The organism is Caballeronia pedi (assembly GCF_001544915.2).
Taxonomy (GTDB): Bacteria; Pseudomonadota; Gammaproteobacteria; order Burkholderiales; family Burkholderiaceae; genus Caballeronia; species Caballeronia pedi.
Genome location: NZ_FCOE02000047.1, coordinates 15851 through 32385, shown reverse-complemented (window position 1 = coordinate 32385; position 16535 = coordinate 15851). Strand labels below are relative to the sequence as shown.

Genomic DNA, 16535 nt, shown 5'->3' with positions numbered 1-16535 from the left:
GTTCAAAAGTCCATCTCCGCTTGACGATCTCATAAAAACACCGATACTGGATGCGGGCGCGTAGACGGCGCGCTCGATCCACGCCAAAGCAGGATTGCCCGTTCTTGCAGCGGGCTTTTTTTGCCTTGAAGGCTCATTTGTCCATCGGATTCGTCGTCAATTTTTGGTTCGCCTCGCACCGCCATTCGCCGTACAGACAGCTTTTGCCACGGCGTCGATCTTAGTTGACGGCGGAATTGGCTGCAGATCGTCATAGGGCGCATCGAACTGCTGAAGGACTTTTCCCTCGGCGTCGAAAATCTTGCCTCCAGAAAGTCGGTATCGCACGTTGCTGCAGTCGAGAACGAATTGCGTCATGTCCACGACGTAGGGGATTCCAAGCGCCCTCTGCGGAGCGGCGTAGACCGTTCTAGTCCAAACGCTGATTCGCCCTTTGGCGTCCCGCTCTATCGATCCTGCATCGACAAATGTCTGCGATTCGGGACTAGCGGCGACACGAACCCAAACGGCTTCCGCTGCCGCTAGAAGGAATGCTGGTGCTGCAAGCACGGCTGCCAAGGCATGGAGAGGTTTTCGCACACTAATCTCGGTGGACTTCAAAGTCGATCAAGCACTCATAACACAGCTTCATCCTGAACGAGTCCGGTCATTCCCGTAAGGCTTTGCAGCGCCCAACGCGTGCTGAAAAGACTACATCCGTAGGGACGCTTGCGGCGTTCATAGCCCGGGAGGTTTTGACTTGGCCGTTTCTCTTATTGAGGGCGAGCGCAGCAAGTCGCGCCGTAGCCCGCGAGAGGATTTGTGGTCAGGGAGGTTGGCAAGGGTAGGGACTTGTGCCCGGCTATCCACGGGACACGGAATTTCCGCTGTCGTAGGTATTGCTGTCCTGAACCGGTTGCTCCCGAGCGGACGCCGACCGCTTTTCAGCTTGTTGAGGCTATGGAGATGGGTCGCGGCGCGGTGTGACTGCGCAAGAGCTTCAACTCGATGCAGGATTCCGCCACGCTCGTGGAGTTCGACCTGCGCGCCGCGGTGGGCAATGAGCCATCGAGACGCACTGCGGCCTTCCAGCAATCGGGCAGGCCGAAAGCTCCGGATGGATCCAGCGAAGGGTCGCTGGCCATCCGCCGGCGCTTCACAACGGTCCGCAACGGAAATGGTCCAAAGCCGAGTCGTGACGGGTCGAGCGGCATACAAGGCGTTCTGGAAGGGTTCACCCAAGAACCCGCGCTGCCCTGCAAAACTTGAGTCTTCGCTCAGTGCGCCGCGGATGCAGCCGAATCAGACGCTCCCTTTTCTTGTCCCTTGCTCTTCGCCATTCCCGAAGAAGACTTGTTCAACGTGTTCTCGCCTTTCGCGCTAGATGTCGAACCGGTACCGCCAGTAGTGTTGGGAGTGCCCATACCGGTGCCGCCTTGACCAGCACTTCCGCCACCGGCACTGCCATTTCCCGCTCCCCCTCCGCCTTGTGCGAACACTCCGCCAGACATGCCGAATACCAAAATAGAAACGAGCATCGCTTTACTGGTTAGTTTCATGGCTTCCCTCTGTCGTTTGGCGAACCGCCGGCCCAGGTGCAGTGGACGCCGCTGGAGATTCAGCAATAACTATGCCGCGAAAGATTAGTCAACACAGTCGAGTCAACTATGTGTGTCTCTTGGAACTAGCGGGTTTGAGCGCACTTCCGCGAAGCCCTCAAACTGGCCAACGGCGATGGGCCCTTAATTCGGCCAGACTCTGTGGACAGAAGTGCGCTACAGATCGGGCTAACATGATCGCTGCGCGCCGAGGCGCCGAGGAATGCCACAAATTCAGCAACCGCCGTGCCTTCGGGGCGTACGTGCGGCGCGACTTTCATCGTGTGCGCGGAGGGATCATTAAACGAACCAGAGCCGACGTACCTCAGATAAACGGCTTGCCGCCCGTGACGGCGATGGTCGCGCCCGAGATGTAGCTCGCCTCGTCAGTTGCCAGCATCACGTACGCGGCAGCCAGTTCGGCCGGTTGACCGGGACGTTTCATCGGCGTTTGCTTGCCAAAGTTCTCGACGCTCGAAGGCGGCATCGTCGATGGAATGAGCGGCGTCCATATCGGCCCCGGCGCCACGCAGTTCGCACGGATACCGCGCTCGGCCAGCAGTTGCGCCAGTCCGCCAGTGAAATTCTGAATCGCGCCCTTGGTACTCGCATAGGCGATCAGACCAGGATTCGGCGCGTCGGCGTTGATAGAGGTGGTGTTGATGATCGCGCTGCCCGACTTCATGTGCGCAAGCGCCGCCCTAGTGATGCGGAACATCGCACCGATGTTGGTCGAATAGGTTTTGTCCCATTCGTCGTCGCTGATATCTTCGAGCTTGTCGTAGGTGGCCTGATAGGCGGCGTTGTTCACCAGCACGTCGATGCGCCCGAAAGCCTCGGCGGTCTTGGCGACGAGCGCTTTGCAATGCTCGCGATCGGTAATGTCGCCGGGCAGCAGCAGCGCACGCTGCCCGGCCTGCTCGACCCAGCGCGCTGTGTCACGGGCGTCCTCGTGCTCATCGAGGAACGCGATGGCGACGTCCGCCCCCTCGCGCGCGAATGCGATCGCGACCGCCCGGCCGATGCCGCTGTCCGCACCGGTGATCAGCGCAACCTTGCCCGCGAGCCGGCTGCTGCCCTGATAGCTTGATTCGCCGTGATCGGGCAGTGGGTCCATCGGCGCGGTGAGCCCGGGGCGACGCTCCTGCTGTTGGGGCGGCATGGGCGGACGGGGATATTCAGATGCGGTCATGGTTTTGCTCCTTGTTGCGGGTTTGCGCTCCATGCGGCGGTCGTCAGCACGACCCTGACCCAGCCGTCCGATGTTTGTCGAAAGCAAGTCGTGCGAGATACTCGGTACGCGCGTCAGGCCCTTTCTCAACAATGGCTGTGCGCGGTCTTATTGGACGAGCGCGTTGATGGGAGTTCGGGCATTGACTCGACGGGCGGCCGTTCGTGCAGGCGTTTGATCGCCACCGAGCATTCAGCGTTCCCGGCAACGCAGGTCGATCACCTGTTCCCGCCTCAGAAGCTTCCATGTGTTGCACGCCGGGCTCAAATCGCTTTGCATGGGCATGTGTCTGGCTTCGTTTAAAAAACGCGGTGGCGAGTGTTGTCCCAATCATTCCGACGGCCGTCTTCGTTCCGGATAAATCCGGCTTTGTCACAAGAGGAAACGGCTGATAAGACGCCTCCATGCCATCATCGTTTTGGCGGTGCGGCGCGAACAACAACGAAGGGCGACGCCAGTTGCGAAGTCACCTGCATGGTACGTGACTAGTCCTAGTGTCCGGGAAGCACAGCCTAGCATCTGGCTGGCGGTATCGACGATCACGCTGCTTTGTTGCGGATCACCTTTTGATGAGCGAGGTCGCGAACGCTTTGGCCTGTTGCCGCGTGATGTGCGAGGGCAGCGGCGGCACGTTCGGGTCGGCTCACCTCGATTACGACCGGCTGGTCTGACGCGAACGCGTGATCCCAGCCGCTGTCATGCGTTCAGCGTCGTCAACCTAGAACGCTTTCAGACTGATCATGTCCGCGAACTTGCGATACGGCCACGCAAGTAATATCCTACGACGCCTCGAACTTCGGATCGGCTTCGATCACGCGCTGCTCCCAGGTGACCTCGCTCAGATCTGCTGGCTCGCGATGACGAGCGGGAGCATGTGATCGAGTCGTGCCTCGTAGAGACCAGTGATGAGGTGAGTCGCCCTCGCCCCCGATGTTGCGATGCACACACCCAACTCGCCCGTGAACTTGTCATGCGCCGACGCCATGAAGGCCGCCATTTCCTTGTGCCGTGCCTGTATGAATCGATCCTACCCTTCTCACGGTTGAGCGCCCCGACCATGCCGTTGATGCCGTCGCCGGGGTAGCCGAAAATGCGTTCTGACGCCCCACGCATGCAGGCGGTCAATGAGCAAATCGCCGACAGTCGGCGCCATGATAGAAGCTCCCCAGGACTGATGGGGGAAAACCAACGCGCAAGATTGGATTCAAACGCGGGATCGCAATGCTCATCGCCGGACGGGCAGATTAATTAGCGGCTACCCATCCGCGGCGACAGCTTGCAATCGTGCGGCAGCCTCGGATTCTGCATCGGGTTCATGGATAATCATTGCATCGAGCACACAGTCATCGAACTTCTTCAACCTCGCGACGCGTCGCAATGGACGCTCGAGTCGTACGCGTTGTCAACGGGTATAGCATGTGCTTTCCATTGTCACGAACTTGAATCGGGTGGGGCTTTATGTCGAAGCGGGAAGGGCGGCTTGCCGACAGTGTCGGAGATTTGGGGATTGCGATGAAGACGTTGAGAATAGATCAGTTGCGCCCGACCCAGCTCACTCACGGCATGCGGGAAATCCGCGACAAGACAAAAGCCTATCGGTCTTTGACTGGGCACGATCTTCAAATGGCGATTGCGGAAAAGCCCGTTCCGGTCGTGCTCGGTCCACACGGCGCTCCATTCGCCATTGACCATCATCATGTCGCGACCGCATTGTGGCGCGCGAAGATAAAGACCGTTCCTTTTGTCCTAGTAAGCGACCTGTCGTCGTTGTCCAGGACTGAATTCTGGTTGGCGATGGAAAACAACCGCTGGACATATCCGTACGATTCTCATGGCCGACGCATCGCATTCGTTGAAATGCGAGAACACGTGTGGGACCTGGAAGACGACGAATTCCGGAGCCTTGCAGCATTCGTGCGCGATGCAGGCGGCTATCTGAAAACCTCTGTCCCGCTCGAGGAGTTTCGCTGGGCTGATTTATTTAGACGTCATTTGCCGCTGCCCAAAACCGATGACGAGTTCGATGCCCTCGTCAAGAAGGCGTTGAAGCTTGCTAAAAGCGAAACCGCGCTTGGACTTCCGGGGTACCTGGGACCGGACTGATTGTCCAGAGACGGGCGTGTCCTTCGGTCGGATGCATGGGTGCCTAGCGACAACGTGGGGTAGCATCTGCGGCGATCGCCACGTGTGAGCTGACCGGCATCTCGTCGACGGGAGGAACAGATGAACATCCTGATAGCGATTTTTGGCGAAGGAAAAGACCTCGACGCCTTGCAGATGTCTGCGCGAACAGTGATCGTCTGTCTAGCGGCTCTGGTCTTCATTCGGATCTCGGGCCGACGATCCTTCGGACAGCGTTCGCCTTTTGACTACGTAGTCACCATTCTTCTAGGCGCAACAATGAGCCGCGTGATTGTCGGCGCTTCCCCGGCGGTTCCCACGCTGGTCGCATCGCTCGTGATGGTGCTCCTGCATCGAACGCTCGCGTGGGCTTGCGTTCGCTCGTCGCGGCTGGAATCACTGGTTGTCGGCGTTGAAAGAGAAGTTTTCACAAGCGGTCGGTTTAACGAAGAGCAGATGTCCGCCGCCCTTATCACCAGGACTGATGTGTTCGAGACCGCGCGGCAGGAGCTTCATTCGTTCGACCTCGACGAGGTGCAATCGGCCATACTTGAACGTAATGGACAGGTGAGTCTAATTCGTAAGAGGAACGGCGCGCGCAAACGGTGAGCTAAAAATTTCAGCTCGTCCAGATGCCGTGAAGTCGCTTTCGTATGCTATCCTAATCGTCCGCTCTCTGCGTTTGATGGCGCGAGAGACACACGGCTCGGGTGCGCGCTAAAAGATCGAGAATTTGGCTGTAGGCGGAAGCATCTCAAGGAAATGCGCAGGGCGGCCCCCACGATTATCGAACCTCCATGCATACCAGCAGCGCCCGCGCGCACGCGATACTATGAGGAACATTACTTGCTAAGGCGACAGATATTGCAACGACAAGGAGACATCGATGGCTCAGGAACCCCCTCTCAATCCGGGCGATGACGCCGTCCCCGGCGCGCCCGGCACGGGCGAAGATGTGTGCCCAGAATGCAACGGCTCGGGCACGCTCGAAGGCACTGATTGCAAGGCCTGCGGCGGCACGGGCAAAGTAACTCAAGGCATAGGCGGCGGCTGAACTTCTTACTGTCAAAGCTTGGCGCATCAGGATACGCGGTCTCACTACCCCCTCCGCAAGCGCCATGCAGCAAGCGATGGCGCTACCCTTACATGCTGGCGAGCGACGCAGTCGTCGCTTAACGCGGGCGCGGGCCCGTCGAGCGCTGTCGCTGTGTGCCGTGATCGGACCCAATCCCACCCCAGCCCTGAAATTCTCTCGCGCGGTAGGATCATCGGCCATTGGTGGCGATCATGGAGCATACAACGAGTTCGGCCTTTGGCATTCCTATGGTTGCCATGGCCTGTTCAGCATCCCGTTTTCGGCCCGGTCGGTTTTGGCGTCGGTAAAAATCTCGACACTCGCGAAAGGCGGGTGTGAGATGTGAGCCATGCCGGTCCCCATTGCGACTCCGGACGGTCTGCACCGCGATTGGGTTTGTCCCGTCGCGCGAAGCGGCAAGCACGTGCTCTGCGAGAAGCCTCTCGGCATCTCGCCAGCCGAGGCGGAGGAGATGATCCGCGCCTGCGCCGATGCCAACGTTTCGCCAATGGTCGCGCATCGCGTCGGATGTGCGCCGCACAATCCGACGCCGCGCGGATTGTCCGGCCGGGCGAGTCCGGCGCGCTCAAGATCATCACGGCGAACAACGGTCAGGTGCAGGACGCAACACCTCAATGGCGGCACGACAACAGTCTCGCACGCGGCGGATCTCTGCCGGACCATCGGCACACTGTCTGCACTTCGCGCGCTTCGTGACGGGAGAAGACCCGTCGAAAATGTCCGCGTGGGCGTGGAGCACGTCGGAAGACGAACGCTTCGCCGTGGCCCCGTCGATACATGCCTGCAGTGATGCCGATGTACTTGCGCGCATCCGGGCGATTCACGCTGGCTCCCGCGAGACGTATGGGATGCCTCGCAGTTATGTCGAATTCATCGAGCAAGACATGCACGTTGGACGCAAACGCGTCGCCCGCCGATGCGTCTGGCCGGCCTGCGTGGCATCCGCCGACGGCGCTGGAGCTCGCCCACGCGGCGGCAGCTTGACGCTCGGCCCGTGCGGGACCTTGTGCAACGACAGTTCAACTGCCGACGTGCCGACCGCCGAAAGGTTCCTCTGTCTCGCGGTGGTGCTCGACGTGTTTAGCCGTCGGATCGAGTCCGGGCGAGACGACATTGTCGGTGCGTTCGCGTCAGGGAGCGCATTGCTGTCAGGAGGTAAATGCAATGACGCGAAACCATCGTTGGCGGAGGCGACTGCAACTCAAACCTGACGAATGACAGTCGGTGTCGGGTTCGGGACAAGATGTGAGGAAGGGTTGCGCAGGACGCGCCGAGGCTCTTAGCCGCGGCCGTTCAAGAGGGATTCCAGTTCATCAATATCCAACGGCTTAATGAAACAGTCATCGAACTTCTGCATTTCTTGGGTGCCTCTAATCTCAGCGTAACCCGTTAGTGCGATGACCGTGGCATTTTGCGATGCACCGACACGAATGCGCTCGCAAGTGTCTCTGCCATCTTCATCTGGAAGCGAGACGTCGAGAAAGATGAGATCAAAGGCGGTTTCTGCGGCGAGCCTGACGGCGCTTGCGCCGTCATAGGCGACCGCGGAGTGATGCCCGAGCGCTGTAGCGATTGCGGAAAGTGAGTCGGCCGCATCTTGATGATCATCGACAAAAAGAACAGTGGTCATCGTGTGCCAATAAAAAAAGCATCAAAAGCGGAGTTGTTGAAGTCGAGTTTAGGAAGACTGTACGGCAAACTTGATCGGCCGGCAGAAAATGGGCGCCAAGCTCGTAGCGGTCCGCTGGCTTTATGCTGCCGATTGAAAGCTGGGCTCGCCCATTCCCGTATCGCGAGACATAGACGTCGGTACCAAACACCCGGGGGGCATGTCGCGCAGCCGCGCTGTTTATGCGGAAAAAGGCTACCGGCGTCTTGACCGATGCGCCGCGTATTTTGCTTTAATTTATCAAAACCGCCATTTAATAGCGAATATTTTTGGGTGGCGTTTCATTGGAGATCGCCCGGTTGCAATTTGACTGAGCGCGCGGCGGCCCGGGCTTTATGTTCATGCCGCATAGAACGCCGTCCGGCTAGGGCCCGGTGTGCGAGGCGCGCGCGGCCTCAAGTTTCCCTGTACGAGTCGTCTCGAGGTGTTTCTCGCGCAGAAGCGCGCGCTCCAACGCCGTTTGCGCGTCCGAGCGACACACGGAAGATTTTGGCCTTACATTTGCTTCAAGGCCCGGGAGCCGCCATGATCGAAACGAAGGAGCTTGTTTTCATCCGGAAAGAGGATCCTGAATCCGCACACGCACAGGCCTTTCTTGACGAGATGGACGCCTGCTCGGCACTCTTCTATGGCGACGCCGGACGAAGCGGCGTCTTTCACGAAGAGGTTCGTTCGCCGAGAAGCACTTTTCTCGTCGTCCGAACCTTGGGGGGCTTCGCCGTCGGCTGCGTTGCACTTCTTCGACTGGATTACGGTGCTGCCGAGTTGAAGTATCTTTACAGCCGGGCCTTGGGTGCTGGCATCGGCGACGCATTATTGGCACGTGTCGAAGCAGATGGTGCGGCGCTAGGCTACCGCCAACTAGCCCAGCAGCCCGAGGTAAGGCGCTGTGACTGATCATGTCGTCTTCTCGTAACGACATCCAAGTGAAAGCCTTTCACGCCTCTAGTACATGCGCGGAAGTTTGTATGGGTCTTCTTGGCAAACGGTCAAGCTGCGCGGTCAACTTTCGCAGCCAGGAGCGAAGCTGCTGGCAAAGCCAGTGGATTCACTACTCGACTCCAAGTGGTGATGGGACATTTCTCCACCCGCGGAGATAATGACCATCAGAAACGTTCGCGTGAGGCTGTCCAAAGCCAATCAATGGAAACTACTGCTGCAAGGAACGCCTCTACGATCATCGGTTTGCGAGCCCCCCGTCGCTTAGCACTTTGCCGACGAAGCGACCTAAAAACATAAACGAGAGGTCACGCCACAGACGCGAGCGTCCCGAAGGACGCTCGACACACGTGGCGCATTATTAGAAGTTCTCTTCCTGCGGGTCTGGGCCACGCGTTGGCGCGCCCGGCTGCGCAAGTTTGACGGGCCGTCCGGTGCGCGCCGATTCGAAGATTGCGTCGATGATGCGCTGATCCTGCACGCCTTCCTCCCCGGACGTATGTGGCACAATGTCGTCTTTCACGCAGACCGACATGTGATCGATCTCGCGCGCGAACTGATGCTGCGGATCGATCTGCACCTCGGTCGTCGCGCTCTTGCCGTCTATCAGCATGCCGTGCCGCAATCGCAGTCCATTGTAGCCGAACGCCGGATCCATCTCCGCCCAGCCCCGAGCGCCGTGGAGTGTGAAGAAGCGCGACTCGTGACTCGCGTAGCTCGCCATGCATGTCGGGGTGAGGCCGCTCGGAAAGCGCAGAATGAACTGCACTGAGGCCGTCACTTCGCCGAAGCGCGGATCGTCTTCCGGCCGATGAACCGTCGCGATGACGTCCTGCGGCTCTTCCCCCGACAGAAAGCGCACCGCATTGAGACAGTAGAGTCCGATGTCGGGCATCGCGCCGCCGCCCGCGAGCGCGCGCTTCAGGCGCCACTGCGACGGGTCGCCGACATTTTGCGAATTCCCGGCGATGAACTACGTGGTGCTGCCCAACGGTCGTTCGAACTGGAACGGATTGGGGCGAACCTGGCGAGTATCGCCGACCGTGCTCGAGACACGCTCCGGCAGCCTGAATTGTTGCGCAACTCGCCGGCCGCGTAAGGCGTTTGGAAGACGACGGCACGGGTCCTGCTGTGGTCGTCCGACCACCCACGGCAATCGGATATGAGCAAGAACAGCAAAACAAATAAGGGGATGCCCGCGCCTGATGACCGCCAGGCGCTTCTGACCGAACTGCGCCGTTGCAAGATGGCGCGCTCGCCGCACGCGTACGTCAGAGGCAATACGGAACGGTTCTATGAGTGGGTGATCGAGGCGAACGGAGATTCGTTGCCTCACGGCCCGGCGATCTGGATTTGCGGCGACTGCCACACGGGCAATCTCGGTCCGATCGCCAATGCGAAAGGCAAAGTGGAGATCCAGATTCGCGACCTCGATCAGACGGTGATCGGCAACCCGGTGCATGACGTCGTTCGTCTGGGTTTGTCGCTTGCAACGGCTGCGCGCGGCTCGTCATTGTCTGGCCTGAACGTCGTGCGGATGATCGAGGCGTTGGCCGCCGGATATGAAACCGCCTTCGCAGATGTGGTCATCGACAGCAAGCGTCCCGAACCTGTTCATGTGACGATGAAGGAGGCCGTGCGTCGATCGTGGCAGCATCTCGCGCGTGAACGCATCGAGGATCTGCATCCGACCATTCCCTTGGGAAAACGCTTCTGGCCTCTTGCCAGAGACGAGCGAAAGGCGATCGAAGCGCTCTTCGCTGATGAGGGCATTGCGAGTCTGTCGAACAGCCTGAAGGGCCGCAAAGATTCGGGCGAGACCGTCGTGCTGGACGCGGCGTACTGGGTGAAGGGTTGCAGCTCGCTTGGCCGTCTGCGTTATGCGGTCCTGCTCGATGTCGACGGTGGCGTCGTTGACGGCGATGATCTGTGTCTGATGGACATCAAGGAAGGCGTGAAGGCCGCGGCGCCCCGTTATGAGGACGGGGCGATGCCGCGCGACAACGCACTGCGCGTCCTCGAAGGTGCTCGAAACTTGTCGCCGTATCTCGGTGAACGTATGCGTGCAGCACGCCTACTCGATCGCGGAGTGGTTATCCGCGAGCTGTTGCCGCAGGACATGAAGCTTGAGATCGAGCAACTCGGCAACGATGATGCGATGCACGTCGCGCATTATCTCGCCGCGGTCGTGGGCAAGGCGCACGCACGGCAAATGGATGACGCAACGAAGCGAGAGTGGCGAACGGAACTCGGTCGCAAGCGATCGAAGACCATCGACGCGCCGCTATGGCTTTGGAACAGCATCGTCCAATTGGTGAGCAACCATGAAGCGGGGTACCTTGAGCATTGTCGGCGTTACGCGACCGGAACTTGACCGTACGATTTAATCCGGCGACTCGTTGCGCTCGCGCTCGCTTTGCGTGCCCGGCGACGTGTCTGACTTGATGACCGGTTTTACATCGGGCGCGCGATCTTCGTTCGGTCCGCACGGGTCCAGAAATCGCCGGAGCGACCATCGGGGCTGTCCGCTTCTTCTCGAAGCCAATAGGGGAGGGGGATCAGTTCCCCCGTAGCAGGGACGTTGATGCTCTTCTCGCGTGGAATCGAAGCTGATCGGCGGCGCATGCCACGCGCGATCTGACGGATCGGCAGTTCAACGCGAGGCGAGCATGCCTACGACCACGCGCGCCAGCGCGGCTATCGTGATGGCCTTCCACGGATTCTCGTGCACGAAATCGTCGGTGGTGTCGGCCGCAACCCGATACTGTTGGACCATGGCATCCTGCACGTCAGCGAACCTGGCCTTCGCGCTCGCACGCCAATCGATCGACGACGAATCGCTATTGCTAGCATCGCACGACTGAGACGCTTCACGAAAACGACGGTCGTTGCTCTTCGCGGATGGCTTGCCGTCTTGGCCCGAAGTCATCCTTGCGCTCGTCGGAAAGTCGTAGGTACTGCCGGCCCGTTTGGTTTTGAGCGCGTCGACGGGGTCGAGCGTATGATTGTTGTCAGCCATTCTTGTCGTTCGCGATCGCGCGAGACGCCATTGCAGAACCCGCCGTCTCGGCGATCATGCGCCGTCGACAGCATGACCAACTACGCGACGCGATGGTTCGCAACGCTATGAAGTGCTTCGAGGCTGATAGGCTAGTACAACATCCCGTAACTATCTTGATAAATAATTGTCCTTGCTATCATTTCGGGATGAGCCAAGGTCGTCATGCAACGCCAGTGAAGTTGGCGAAGAAAGAACGAGAGGAACTCCTGTCGCTGATCGAGCGGAAGACCGCGACTCAGAGAGATGTGATGCGGGCACGCATCGCGCTGTGGGCGCACGAAGGACACCCGAATACGGTGATTGCTCGAGAACTGCGCGTATCGGTGCAGACGGTCTGCGCGTGGCGCAAGCGCATCGCACAGCACGGTGCGCAGGGCCTGCGCGAGGGTGAACGTAGCGGCCGTCCGCCACGCATCACGCAAGAAACGCGACTGCAGTTGATTGCGTTGGCATGCGAAGCGCAGGAACCGGAGGGGCGGGTCACGCCGACGCTTGACGAAATTGTGGCGCGGGCAATCGAGCGCGGCATCGTCGAACAGATCAGCCGCAGTCATGTGCAGCGCATTCTGCAAGCTGGCGACGTTCGACCGCACCGGGTCCAGCAATGGCTACACAGTCCCGACCTGGCCTTTCGCGAGAAGGTCAATGAGATTTGCAAACTGTACCGCAAGGCGCCCAAAAACGCGGTAGTGCTCAGCATCGACGAGAAGACAGGCATTCAAGCCATCGACCGCAAGCACCCGGGTCGCCCGCCGGCACCGGGACGGCTGCGTCGTCGGGAGTTTGAATATATCCGCCACGGCACCCAGGCGCTGATCGCTGCACTGGACGTGCATACCGGAGAGGTGCTGGCAGACTGCCGCGAGCGGCGCACCCAGGACGACCTGGTCGCCTTCATGGAGCGCGTGGCGACTGCGCACCCGGGCAAACAGGTGCACGTGATTTGGGACAATCTCAATACGCATCGCGCTCAGGCCGTTTGGCAGGCGTTCAACGAGCGGCATGATCAGCGGTTTCACTTCCACTTCACCCCGCTGCACGCGAGCTGGGTCAATCAGATCGAACTCTGGTTTGCCCGCTATACGCGTCGGGTGCTACGCCATGCCAGCCATACCAGCACGGCACATCTGCGCGAGCGCACCGAGCAGTTTTTGCACGAGCATAATCAGGCAGCACGCCCCTTCAAATGGACTTTCCGGGGCTATCCGTTGCAAATGGGCGCATCGTAATCGAGAGACAGACATGCCAGCCATACCCCCCAAACCTTACGCGACTGAACTTCAGCGTAAACTGCGCGGCTTGCTCGGCCATGAGCAGATCGTCACACAAGCCTACGGGCGGCACCTGCTGATCAAACGCCTTGATGATGAGGAACCGACCGTTGTAGCGCGCCTTACCGAGCTCGCCCGTAATCGTTATAGTGCCGCCTTTCGCAGCCACACCGGCCGATGGGAACCGCTGCCGGGCACAGGCTCACTCGACGAGATGGCCGAGGTCGTCGTCACGCTCCTACAGCCTTATTTGCAGCCCGATAATTATTAAAGGCATTTACGGGATGTTGCACTAGTATTTGTAGGACGCGACTCGGTGGCCACCAGATTTTGCCCCAATTGGCGACGCGATGATGCTCGCGGCGATGAGCCTGAGTACTTTGATCTCTTGCTCGATTGGACTACGAACAACACGCGCTCGACGATCCGGACAGCGCTCGACAGTTCGTACGAGCAAAAGGCTGCACACACTCGCGAGTTGTCAGGCTGAGCGATGGCTGAGTAAAAGATTTCGCAACATCACCCGTTTCGCTGACGCATTGACTCCGCCGACATTAGTCGAGTGTCAAGTGCCGCCTGCCATGCGCAGGATCGCATTGAGACAGGGGCAGTCCATCAACGATGATTCAAGCTGCGTGGGCGAGCATTGCCAATGAAGCAATGACTTACCTCCGAGCCTGTTGACCACATCGCGAAGTCAAGCAAAGTCCGCCCGCTGGCAATCAAAACCGCGATGTCCGGGGACGTCGGCGGATCGACCGTGTTCTCAGCGCCCATAAAGCCTTCCATTTTCCTGTCGTTAAACGATCAGGTAGGGCGCAACCGTGCCCTTCCCGCGAAGGCGGAACCGCATCGTCGCCGACTTCGCATCACCGGGATGCTGATGCGGGCAGTGGAAAGACATTATGCTTGGGACGATAAAGGGCAGGATCGGTGCGGTCATGGCGTTGCTGGGCGTTTTGCTGATCGCGATTGGCACGGTAGGCTCGATTGGTATGAGCCGATCTGGCGAAATCACGCGAGGACTGTACAGCGACCAGTTGCCGGCCGCCGTTTCAGTCGCGAAAGCCGAGATGTTCGTTGCGCGGGAGCGGCTGAGTTTTGATCGCGCCGCACTGAACGTCGGCACACCTGCGGCCGAGGAGCCGATCACCCGTGGCGCCTTGATGCGCAGAATGTCGGACGAAGCGTGGGCGAGGTACTCGGCCTTGCCGCAGGATGCGAACGAAAAACAGACTGCCGAGGCCTTCAACGAGAAGCGACTTGCGATGCAGAAGCTGCTGGATGAAGGCTATGCACATGTGCGGGCGAACGAACGCGACAAGCTGATCAGCGATGCGAACGCGATGCAAGTCAAATACAACGAGCTTGCTAAGTTGGGTACCGATCTGGACAAAATGCAGTTCGAGACGTCAAAAGCTGCGTATGAGGATGGGCAGGCAGTGCTCTCGCGCTTTCGCATCCTGAGCTTTGGCTCGATCGGCGTTGGACTCGTGGTCGCCGTGCTGTCTTGGCTGTCTCTTCGTCGAAAGATTGGCGGGCCGATCGACGCGGCGCTTGCGCAATTCGATGCGATCGCCGCAGGCGATCTGCGCCGTAACGTGGAGATCAAGTCGAAGGATGAAATGGGTCAGTTGCTGAGCGGGCTGGCCCAGATGCAGTCTAAGCTCGCGGAGACGGTGCGCAACGTGCGCTCGGGCAGCGAGTCGATCGCCTCCGCGAGCAAGCAGATCGCCGCCGGCAACGTTGATCTGTCCTCGCGCACCGAAGAGCAGGCTGCCGCGTTGCAGGAAACCGCGTCAAGCATGGAGGAACTGACCAGCACGGTGAAGCAGAATGCGGAAAATGCTCGTCAAGCCAGCTCCCTGGCGGCCAATGCTTCGGAGATCGCGAACAAAGGCAGCCATGTTGTATCTGACGTCGTGACCACGATGGGACAGATTAATCAGAGTTCGACGAAGATCGCGGACATCATCTCGATCATCGAAGGTATTGCTTTCCAGACCAACATCCTCGCGCTCAATGCTGCGGTCGAAGCCGCCCGCGCAGGAGAAGAGGGGCGGGGATTTGCCGTCGTGGCAGGTGAAGTTCGCACGCTCGCGCAGCGCTCGTCGGCGGCGGCCAAGGAAATCAAGGAGTTGATCGAAGCATCAGTCGAGCGCGTGAAAGCGGGCTCGGCGCTGGTCGATCATGCGGGCCAGACGATGACGGACATTATCGGGGCGGTTCAGCGCGTCACCGACATCATGGGCGAAATCGCGGCGGCGTCCGAAGAGCAAAGTACCGGCATCGAGCAGGTAGGACGTGCTGTCACGCAGATGGACGAAGTGACTCAACAGAACGCCGCACTCGTTGAAGAAGCTGCTGCGGCCGCGCAGTCGCTGGAGGATCAGGCTAACGCGTTGCGTACCTCGGTCGCGACGTTCCGTCTGAGCAACGATGCAGACTCAGCCATCCGCCCCGCGCCGGGTATCACTGGTTCCAAGGTGACGGTATCGCCACGTCCAGCGCCCAGACGCCTCGAGCCATCGATCACTAAACGATCCGCCAAGGCAGCGCCTGTTGCGGTCGCGAAGACCGCCACAACCGTTACCGCCGACGTGAGCGGCGACTGGGAGCGGTTCTGACTCGGCGCGACCGTGCCCTCTACGGGAGCCCGTCGGAGGGCGCGAGCTCGAGCAAGCCGTCCGGCGTGGGATGTTCATCGCTTGCCTCCGCGGCAGGCCGAGACCACTTCCATGCCTCAAGCACTCACGATGGGATCTTGTCGCTGCGGGTGAGCGCATGGTCCGTTGGGGAGTCACGGAGGTCTTGCGAAGGTTTCGTCGATAATTTGCTGCGGATACTCGACGTGCTCGACGCACATGTGGTTCCAGCGCTTCCGTTGGCGGCGCTGGCCGACGATGACCCTTCTGCTCGTCAAATCGACGTCACGGTGGATGATGTCATGGAGGGCTCGCATGCCCACAGCGATTCCCAAAAAATGCTGCGCAAGGCCTATGAGTGCATGAAGGCATGCGATCTGACCACCCGCGTCTCATTCAACCTTTCCGCTCGTGACATCAGATCGGCGGAAGCGGTCGCGGTTATTGTGGCCTTGATCATGCAAAGTGCCGTAGCGCCCGGGCGGCTGGCGTTCAAGGTCACCGAAACTGTGCTGATACAGAATTTTGAGCGAGCGGCATCGCCTCTGCGGGCCTTGGAAAAAACCGGGCGCCCACATCTCGCTGGACGATTTCGGCACGGGCTATTCGAACCTCAAGTGCGTCCATCCCTTGCCGCTGGATAAGGTAACGATTGATTGTGGCTTCCGGGAGAATATTATTTCTGACGCGGCGGCGCAGGACATCGTCGAAGCATTGTTGAGCTGTGCCGTTCACTCAAGCTCATCTGTGTGGTCGAAGGGCATGAAATCGAGCGCTCACGAAACGACTCTGCGTGGTCTCAGTTGCACGGTCATGCACGGTTACTAATTTGGCTCGCTCATTCCGATGGCCGAACAGAGACCGGTAAGGCATGACGTCTTGTAATGCCAATCCACTTTTGAGGGCACGGGCAAGGCAATCGAAC

18 protein-coding genes and 1 pseudogene are annotated in these 16535 nt (G+C 59.6%); 12 read left to right on the top strand and 7 right to left on the bottom strand.

Annotated features, from left to right (window positions below):
- Nucleotides 1-156: 156 nt before the first annotated feature.
- The 4 genes and pseudogenes from AWB80_RS43645 to AWB80_RS37025 form a co-directional block, all read right to left on the bottom strand.
- On the bottom strand, nt 157-579 hold the full coding sequence (locus AWB80_RS43645; RefSeq protein WP_143328210.1) for a surface-adhesin E family protein: 423 nt from the start codon (nt 577-579) through the stop codon (nt 157-159).
- A 677-nt stretch (nt 580-1256) separates the two neighbouring features.
- Nucleotides 1257-1538 carry a hypothetical protein gene (locus AWB80_RS37035; RefSeq protein WP_087131896.1) on the bottom strand — a complete coding sequence of 94 codons (282 nt, stop codon included), beginning with the start codon at nt 1536-1538 and terminating at the stop codon, nt 1257-1259.
- Between the two features lie 364 nt (nt 1539-1902).
- On the bottom strand, nt 1903-2769 hold the full coding sequence (locus AWB80_RS37030; protein WP_061179597.1) for a glucose 1-dehydrogenase: 867 nt from the start codon (nt 2767-2769) through the stop codon (nt 1903-1905).
- Between the two features lie 883 nt (nt 2770-3652).
- Nucleotides 3653-3961, bottom strand: a pseudogene (locus AWB80_RS37025) (thiamine pyrophosphate-binding protein); the annotation flags it as partial.
- A gap of 359 nt (nt 3962-4320) precedes the next feature.
- Here AWB80_RS37025 and AWB80_RS37020 point away from each other — a divergent pair.
- From AWB80_RS37020 to AWB80_RS45645, 5 genes are all read left to right on the top strand, one after another.
- Nucleotides 4321-4911: a ParB-like protein gene (locus AWB80_RS37020; RefSeq protein WP_061179616.1), complete on the top strand. Its 591-nt coding sequence runs from the start codon at nt 4321-4323 to the stop codon at nt 4909-4911.
- 120 nt (nt 4912-5031) lie between these two features.
- The gene (locus tag AWB80_RS37015; RefSeq protein WP_061179596.1) at nt 5032-5538 is read left to right on the top strand and encodes a DUF421 domain-containing protein; all 507 of its coding nucleotides are present in this window, start codon (nt 5032-5034) and stop codon (nt 5536-5538) included.
- Nucleotides 5539-5815: 277 nt separating this feature from the next.
- The gene (locus tag AWB80_RS44515) at nt 5816-5983 is read left to right on the top strand and encodes a hypothetical protein (protein WP_167390497.1); all 168 of its coding nucleotides are present in this window, start codon (nt 5816-5818) and stop codon (nt 5981-5983) included.
- Nucleotides 5984-6353: 370 nt separating this feature from the next.
- Nucleotides 6354-6815 carry a Gfo/Idh/MocA family oxidoreductase gene (locus AWB80_RS45650; RefSeq protein WP_087131894.1) on the top strand — a complete coding sequence of 154 codons (462 nt, stop codon included), beginning with the start codon at nt 6354-6356 and terminating at the stop codon, nt 6813-6815.
- Nucleotides 6742-7236, top strand: a complete 495-nt coding sequence (locus AWB80_RS45645) for an IS3 family transposase (protein WP_061179594.1) — start codon at nt 6742-6744, stop codon at nt 7234-7236. Before AWB80_RS45650 ends, AWB80_RS45645 begins: the two co-directional genes overlap by 74 nt.
- Nucleotides 7237-7304: 68 nt before the next feature.
- Here the strand turns inward: AWB80_RS45645 and AWB80_RS37005 are convergent, their stop codons facing one another.
- Nucleotides 7305-7655, bottom strand: a complete 351-nt coding sequence (locus AWB80_RS37005) for a response regulator (RefSeq protein WP_061179593.1) — start codon at nt 7653-7655, stop codon at nt 7305-7307.
- Nucleotides 7656-8219: 564 nt separating this feature from the next.
- Here AWB80_RS37005 and AWB80_RS37000 point away from each other — a divergent pair.
- Nucleotides 8220-8591 carry a GNAT family N-acetyltransferase gene (locus AWB80_RS37000; protein WP_061179592.1) on the top strand — a complete coding sequence of 124 codons (372 nt, stop codon included), beginning with the start codon at nt 8220-8222 and terminating at the stop codon, nt 8589-8591.
- Nucleotides 8592-8994: 403 nt separating this feature from the next.
- Here AWB80_RS37000 and AWB80_RS36995 read toward each other — a convergent pair whose 3' ends face one another.
- Complete coding sequence (locus AWB80_RS36995) at nt 8995-9603, bottom strand: Gfo/Idh/MocA family protein (protein ID WP_425266927.1); 609 nt, start codon at nt 9601-9603, stop codon at nt 8995-8997.
- Between the two features lie 192 nt (nt 9604-9795).
- Between AWB80_RS36995 and AWB80_RS36990 the strand changes: the two genes are divergently transcribed.
- Complete coding sequence (locus AWB80_RS36990; protein ID WP_061179591.1) at nt 9796-11007, top strand: DUF2252 family protein; 1212 nt, start codon at nt 9796-9798, stop codon at nt 11005-11007.
- A 279-nt stretch (nt 11008-11286) separates the two neighbouring features.
- Here AWB80_RS36990 and AWB80_RS36985 read toward each other — a convergent pair whose 3' ends face one another.
- Nucleotides 11287-11652 carry an ElaB/YgaM/YqjD family protein gene (locus AWB80_RS36985; RefSeq protein ID WP_061179590.1) on the bottom strand — a complete coding sequence of 122 codons (366 nt, stop codon included), beginning with the start codon at nt 11650-11652 and terminating at the stop codon, nt 11287-11289.
- Nucleotides 11653-11840: 188 nt separating this feature from the next.
- Here AWB80_RS36985 and AWB80_RS36980 point away from each other — a divergent pair, with 188 nt between their 5' ends.
- From AWB80_RS36980 to AWB80_RS45640, 5 genes are all read left to right on the top strand, one after another.
- Nucleotides 11841-12923 (top strand): IS630 family transposase, encoded by a 1083-nt coding sequence (locus AWB80_RS36980; RefSeq protein ID WP_061179589.1) that lies wholly within the window; start codon nt 11841-11843, stop codon nt 12921-12923.
- Between the two features lie 13 nt (nt 12924-12936).
- Nucleotides 12937-13236: a hypothetical protein gene (locus AWB80_RS36975; RefSeq protein WP_061179588.1), complete on the top strand. Its 300-nt coding sequence runs from the start codon at nt 12937-12939 to the stop codon at nt 13234-13236.
- A gap of 670 nt (nt 13237-13906) precedes the next feature.
- On the top strand, nt 13907-15592 hold the full coding sequence (locus AWB80_RS36970; protein WP_425266924.1) for a methyl-accepting chemotaxis protein: 1686 nt from the start codon (nt 13907-13909) through the stop codon (nt 15590-15592).
- Nucleotides 15593-15816: 224 nt separating this feature from the next.
- On the top strand, nt 15817-16254 hold the full coding sequence (locus tag AWB80_RS44510) for an EAL domain-containing protein (RefSeq protein ID WP_167390495.1): 438 nt from the start codon (nt 15817-15819) through the stop codon (nt 16252-16254).
- Complete coding sequence (locus AWB80_RS45640; protein ID WP_160147509.1) at nt 16136-16438, top strand: EAL domain-containing protein; 303 nt, start codon at nt 16136-16138, stop codon at nt 16436-16438. The genes AWB80_RS44510 and AWB80_RS45640 overlap by 119 nt, the downstream gene beginning before the upstream one ends.
- The last annotated feature ends 97 nt before the right edge of the window (nt 16439-16535 follow it).

Excerpts from the sequence above, each read along its gene's own strand:
- AWB80_RS37015 (WP_061179596.1), top strand. The coding sequence starts at position 5,032 with ATGAACATCCTGATAGCGATTTTTGGCGAAGGAAAAGACCTCGACGCC.
- AWB80_RS36975 (WP_061179588.1), top strand. The coding sequence starts at position 12,937 with ATGCCAGCCATACCCCCCAAACCTTACGCGACTGAACTTCAGCGTAAA.
- AWB80_RS37000 (WP_061179592.1), top strand. The coding sequence starts at position 8,220 with ATGATCGAAACGAAGGAGCTTGTTTTCATCCGGAAAGAGGATCCTGAA.
- AWB80_RS45650 (WP_087131894.1), top strand. The coding sequence starts at position 6,354 with ATGCCGGTCCCCATTGCGACTCCGGACGGTCTGCACCGCGATTGGGTT.
- AWB80_RS36990 (WP_061179591.1), top strand. The coding sequence starts at position 9,796 with ATGAGCAAGAACAGCAAAACAAATAAGGGGATGCCCGCGCCTGATGAC.
- AWB80_RS45645 (WP_061179594.1), top strand. The coding sequence starts at position 6,742 with ATGTCCGCGTGGGCGTGGAGCACGTCGGAAGACGAACGCTTCGCCGTG.
- AWB80_RS36970 (WP_425266924.1), top strand. The coding sequence starts at position 13,907 with ATGGCGTTGCTGGGCGTTTTGCTGATCGCGATTGGCACGGTAGGCTCG.
- AWB80_RS37030 (WP_061179597.1), bottom strand. The coding sequence starts at position 2,769 with ATGACCGCATCTGAATATCCCCGTCCGCCCATGCCGCCCCAACAGCAG.
- AWB80_RS44515 (WP_167390497.1), top strand. The coding sequence starts at position 5,816 with ATGGCTCAGGAACCCCCTCTCAATCCGGGCGATGACGCCGTCCCCGGC.
- AWB80_RS36980 (WP_061179589.1), top strand. The coding sequence starts at position 11,841 with ATGAGCCAAGGTCGTCATGCAACGCCAGTGAAGTTGGCGAAGAAAGAA.
- AWB80_RS37035 (WP_087131896.1), bottom strand. The coding sequence starts at position 1,538 with ATGAAACTAACCAGTAAAGCGATGCTCGTTTCTATTTTGGTATTCGGC.
- AWB80_RS36985 (WP_061179590.1), bottom strand. The coding sequence starts at position 11,652 with ATGGCTGACAACAATCATACGCTCGACCCCGTCGACGCGCTCAAAACC.
- AWB80_RS37020 (WP_061179616.1), top strand. The coding sequence starts at position 4,321 with ATGAAGACGTTGAGAATAGATCAGTTGCGCCCGACCCAGCTCACTCAC.
- AWB80_RS37005 (WP_061179593.1), bottom strand. The coding sequence starts at position 7,655 with ATGACCACTGTTCTTTTTGTCGATGATCATCAAGATGCGGCCGACTCA.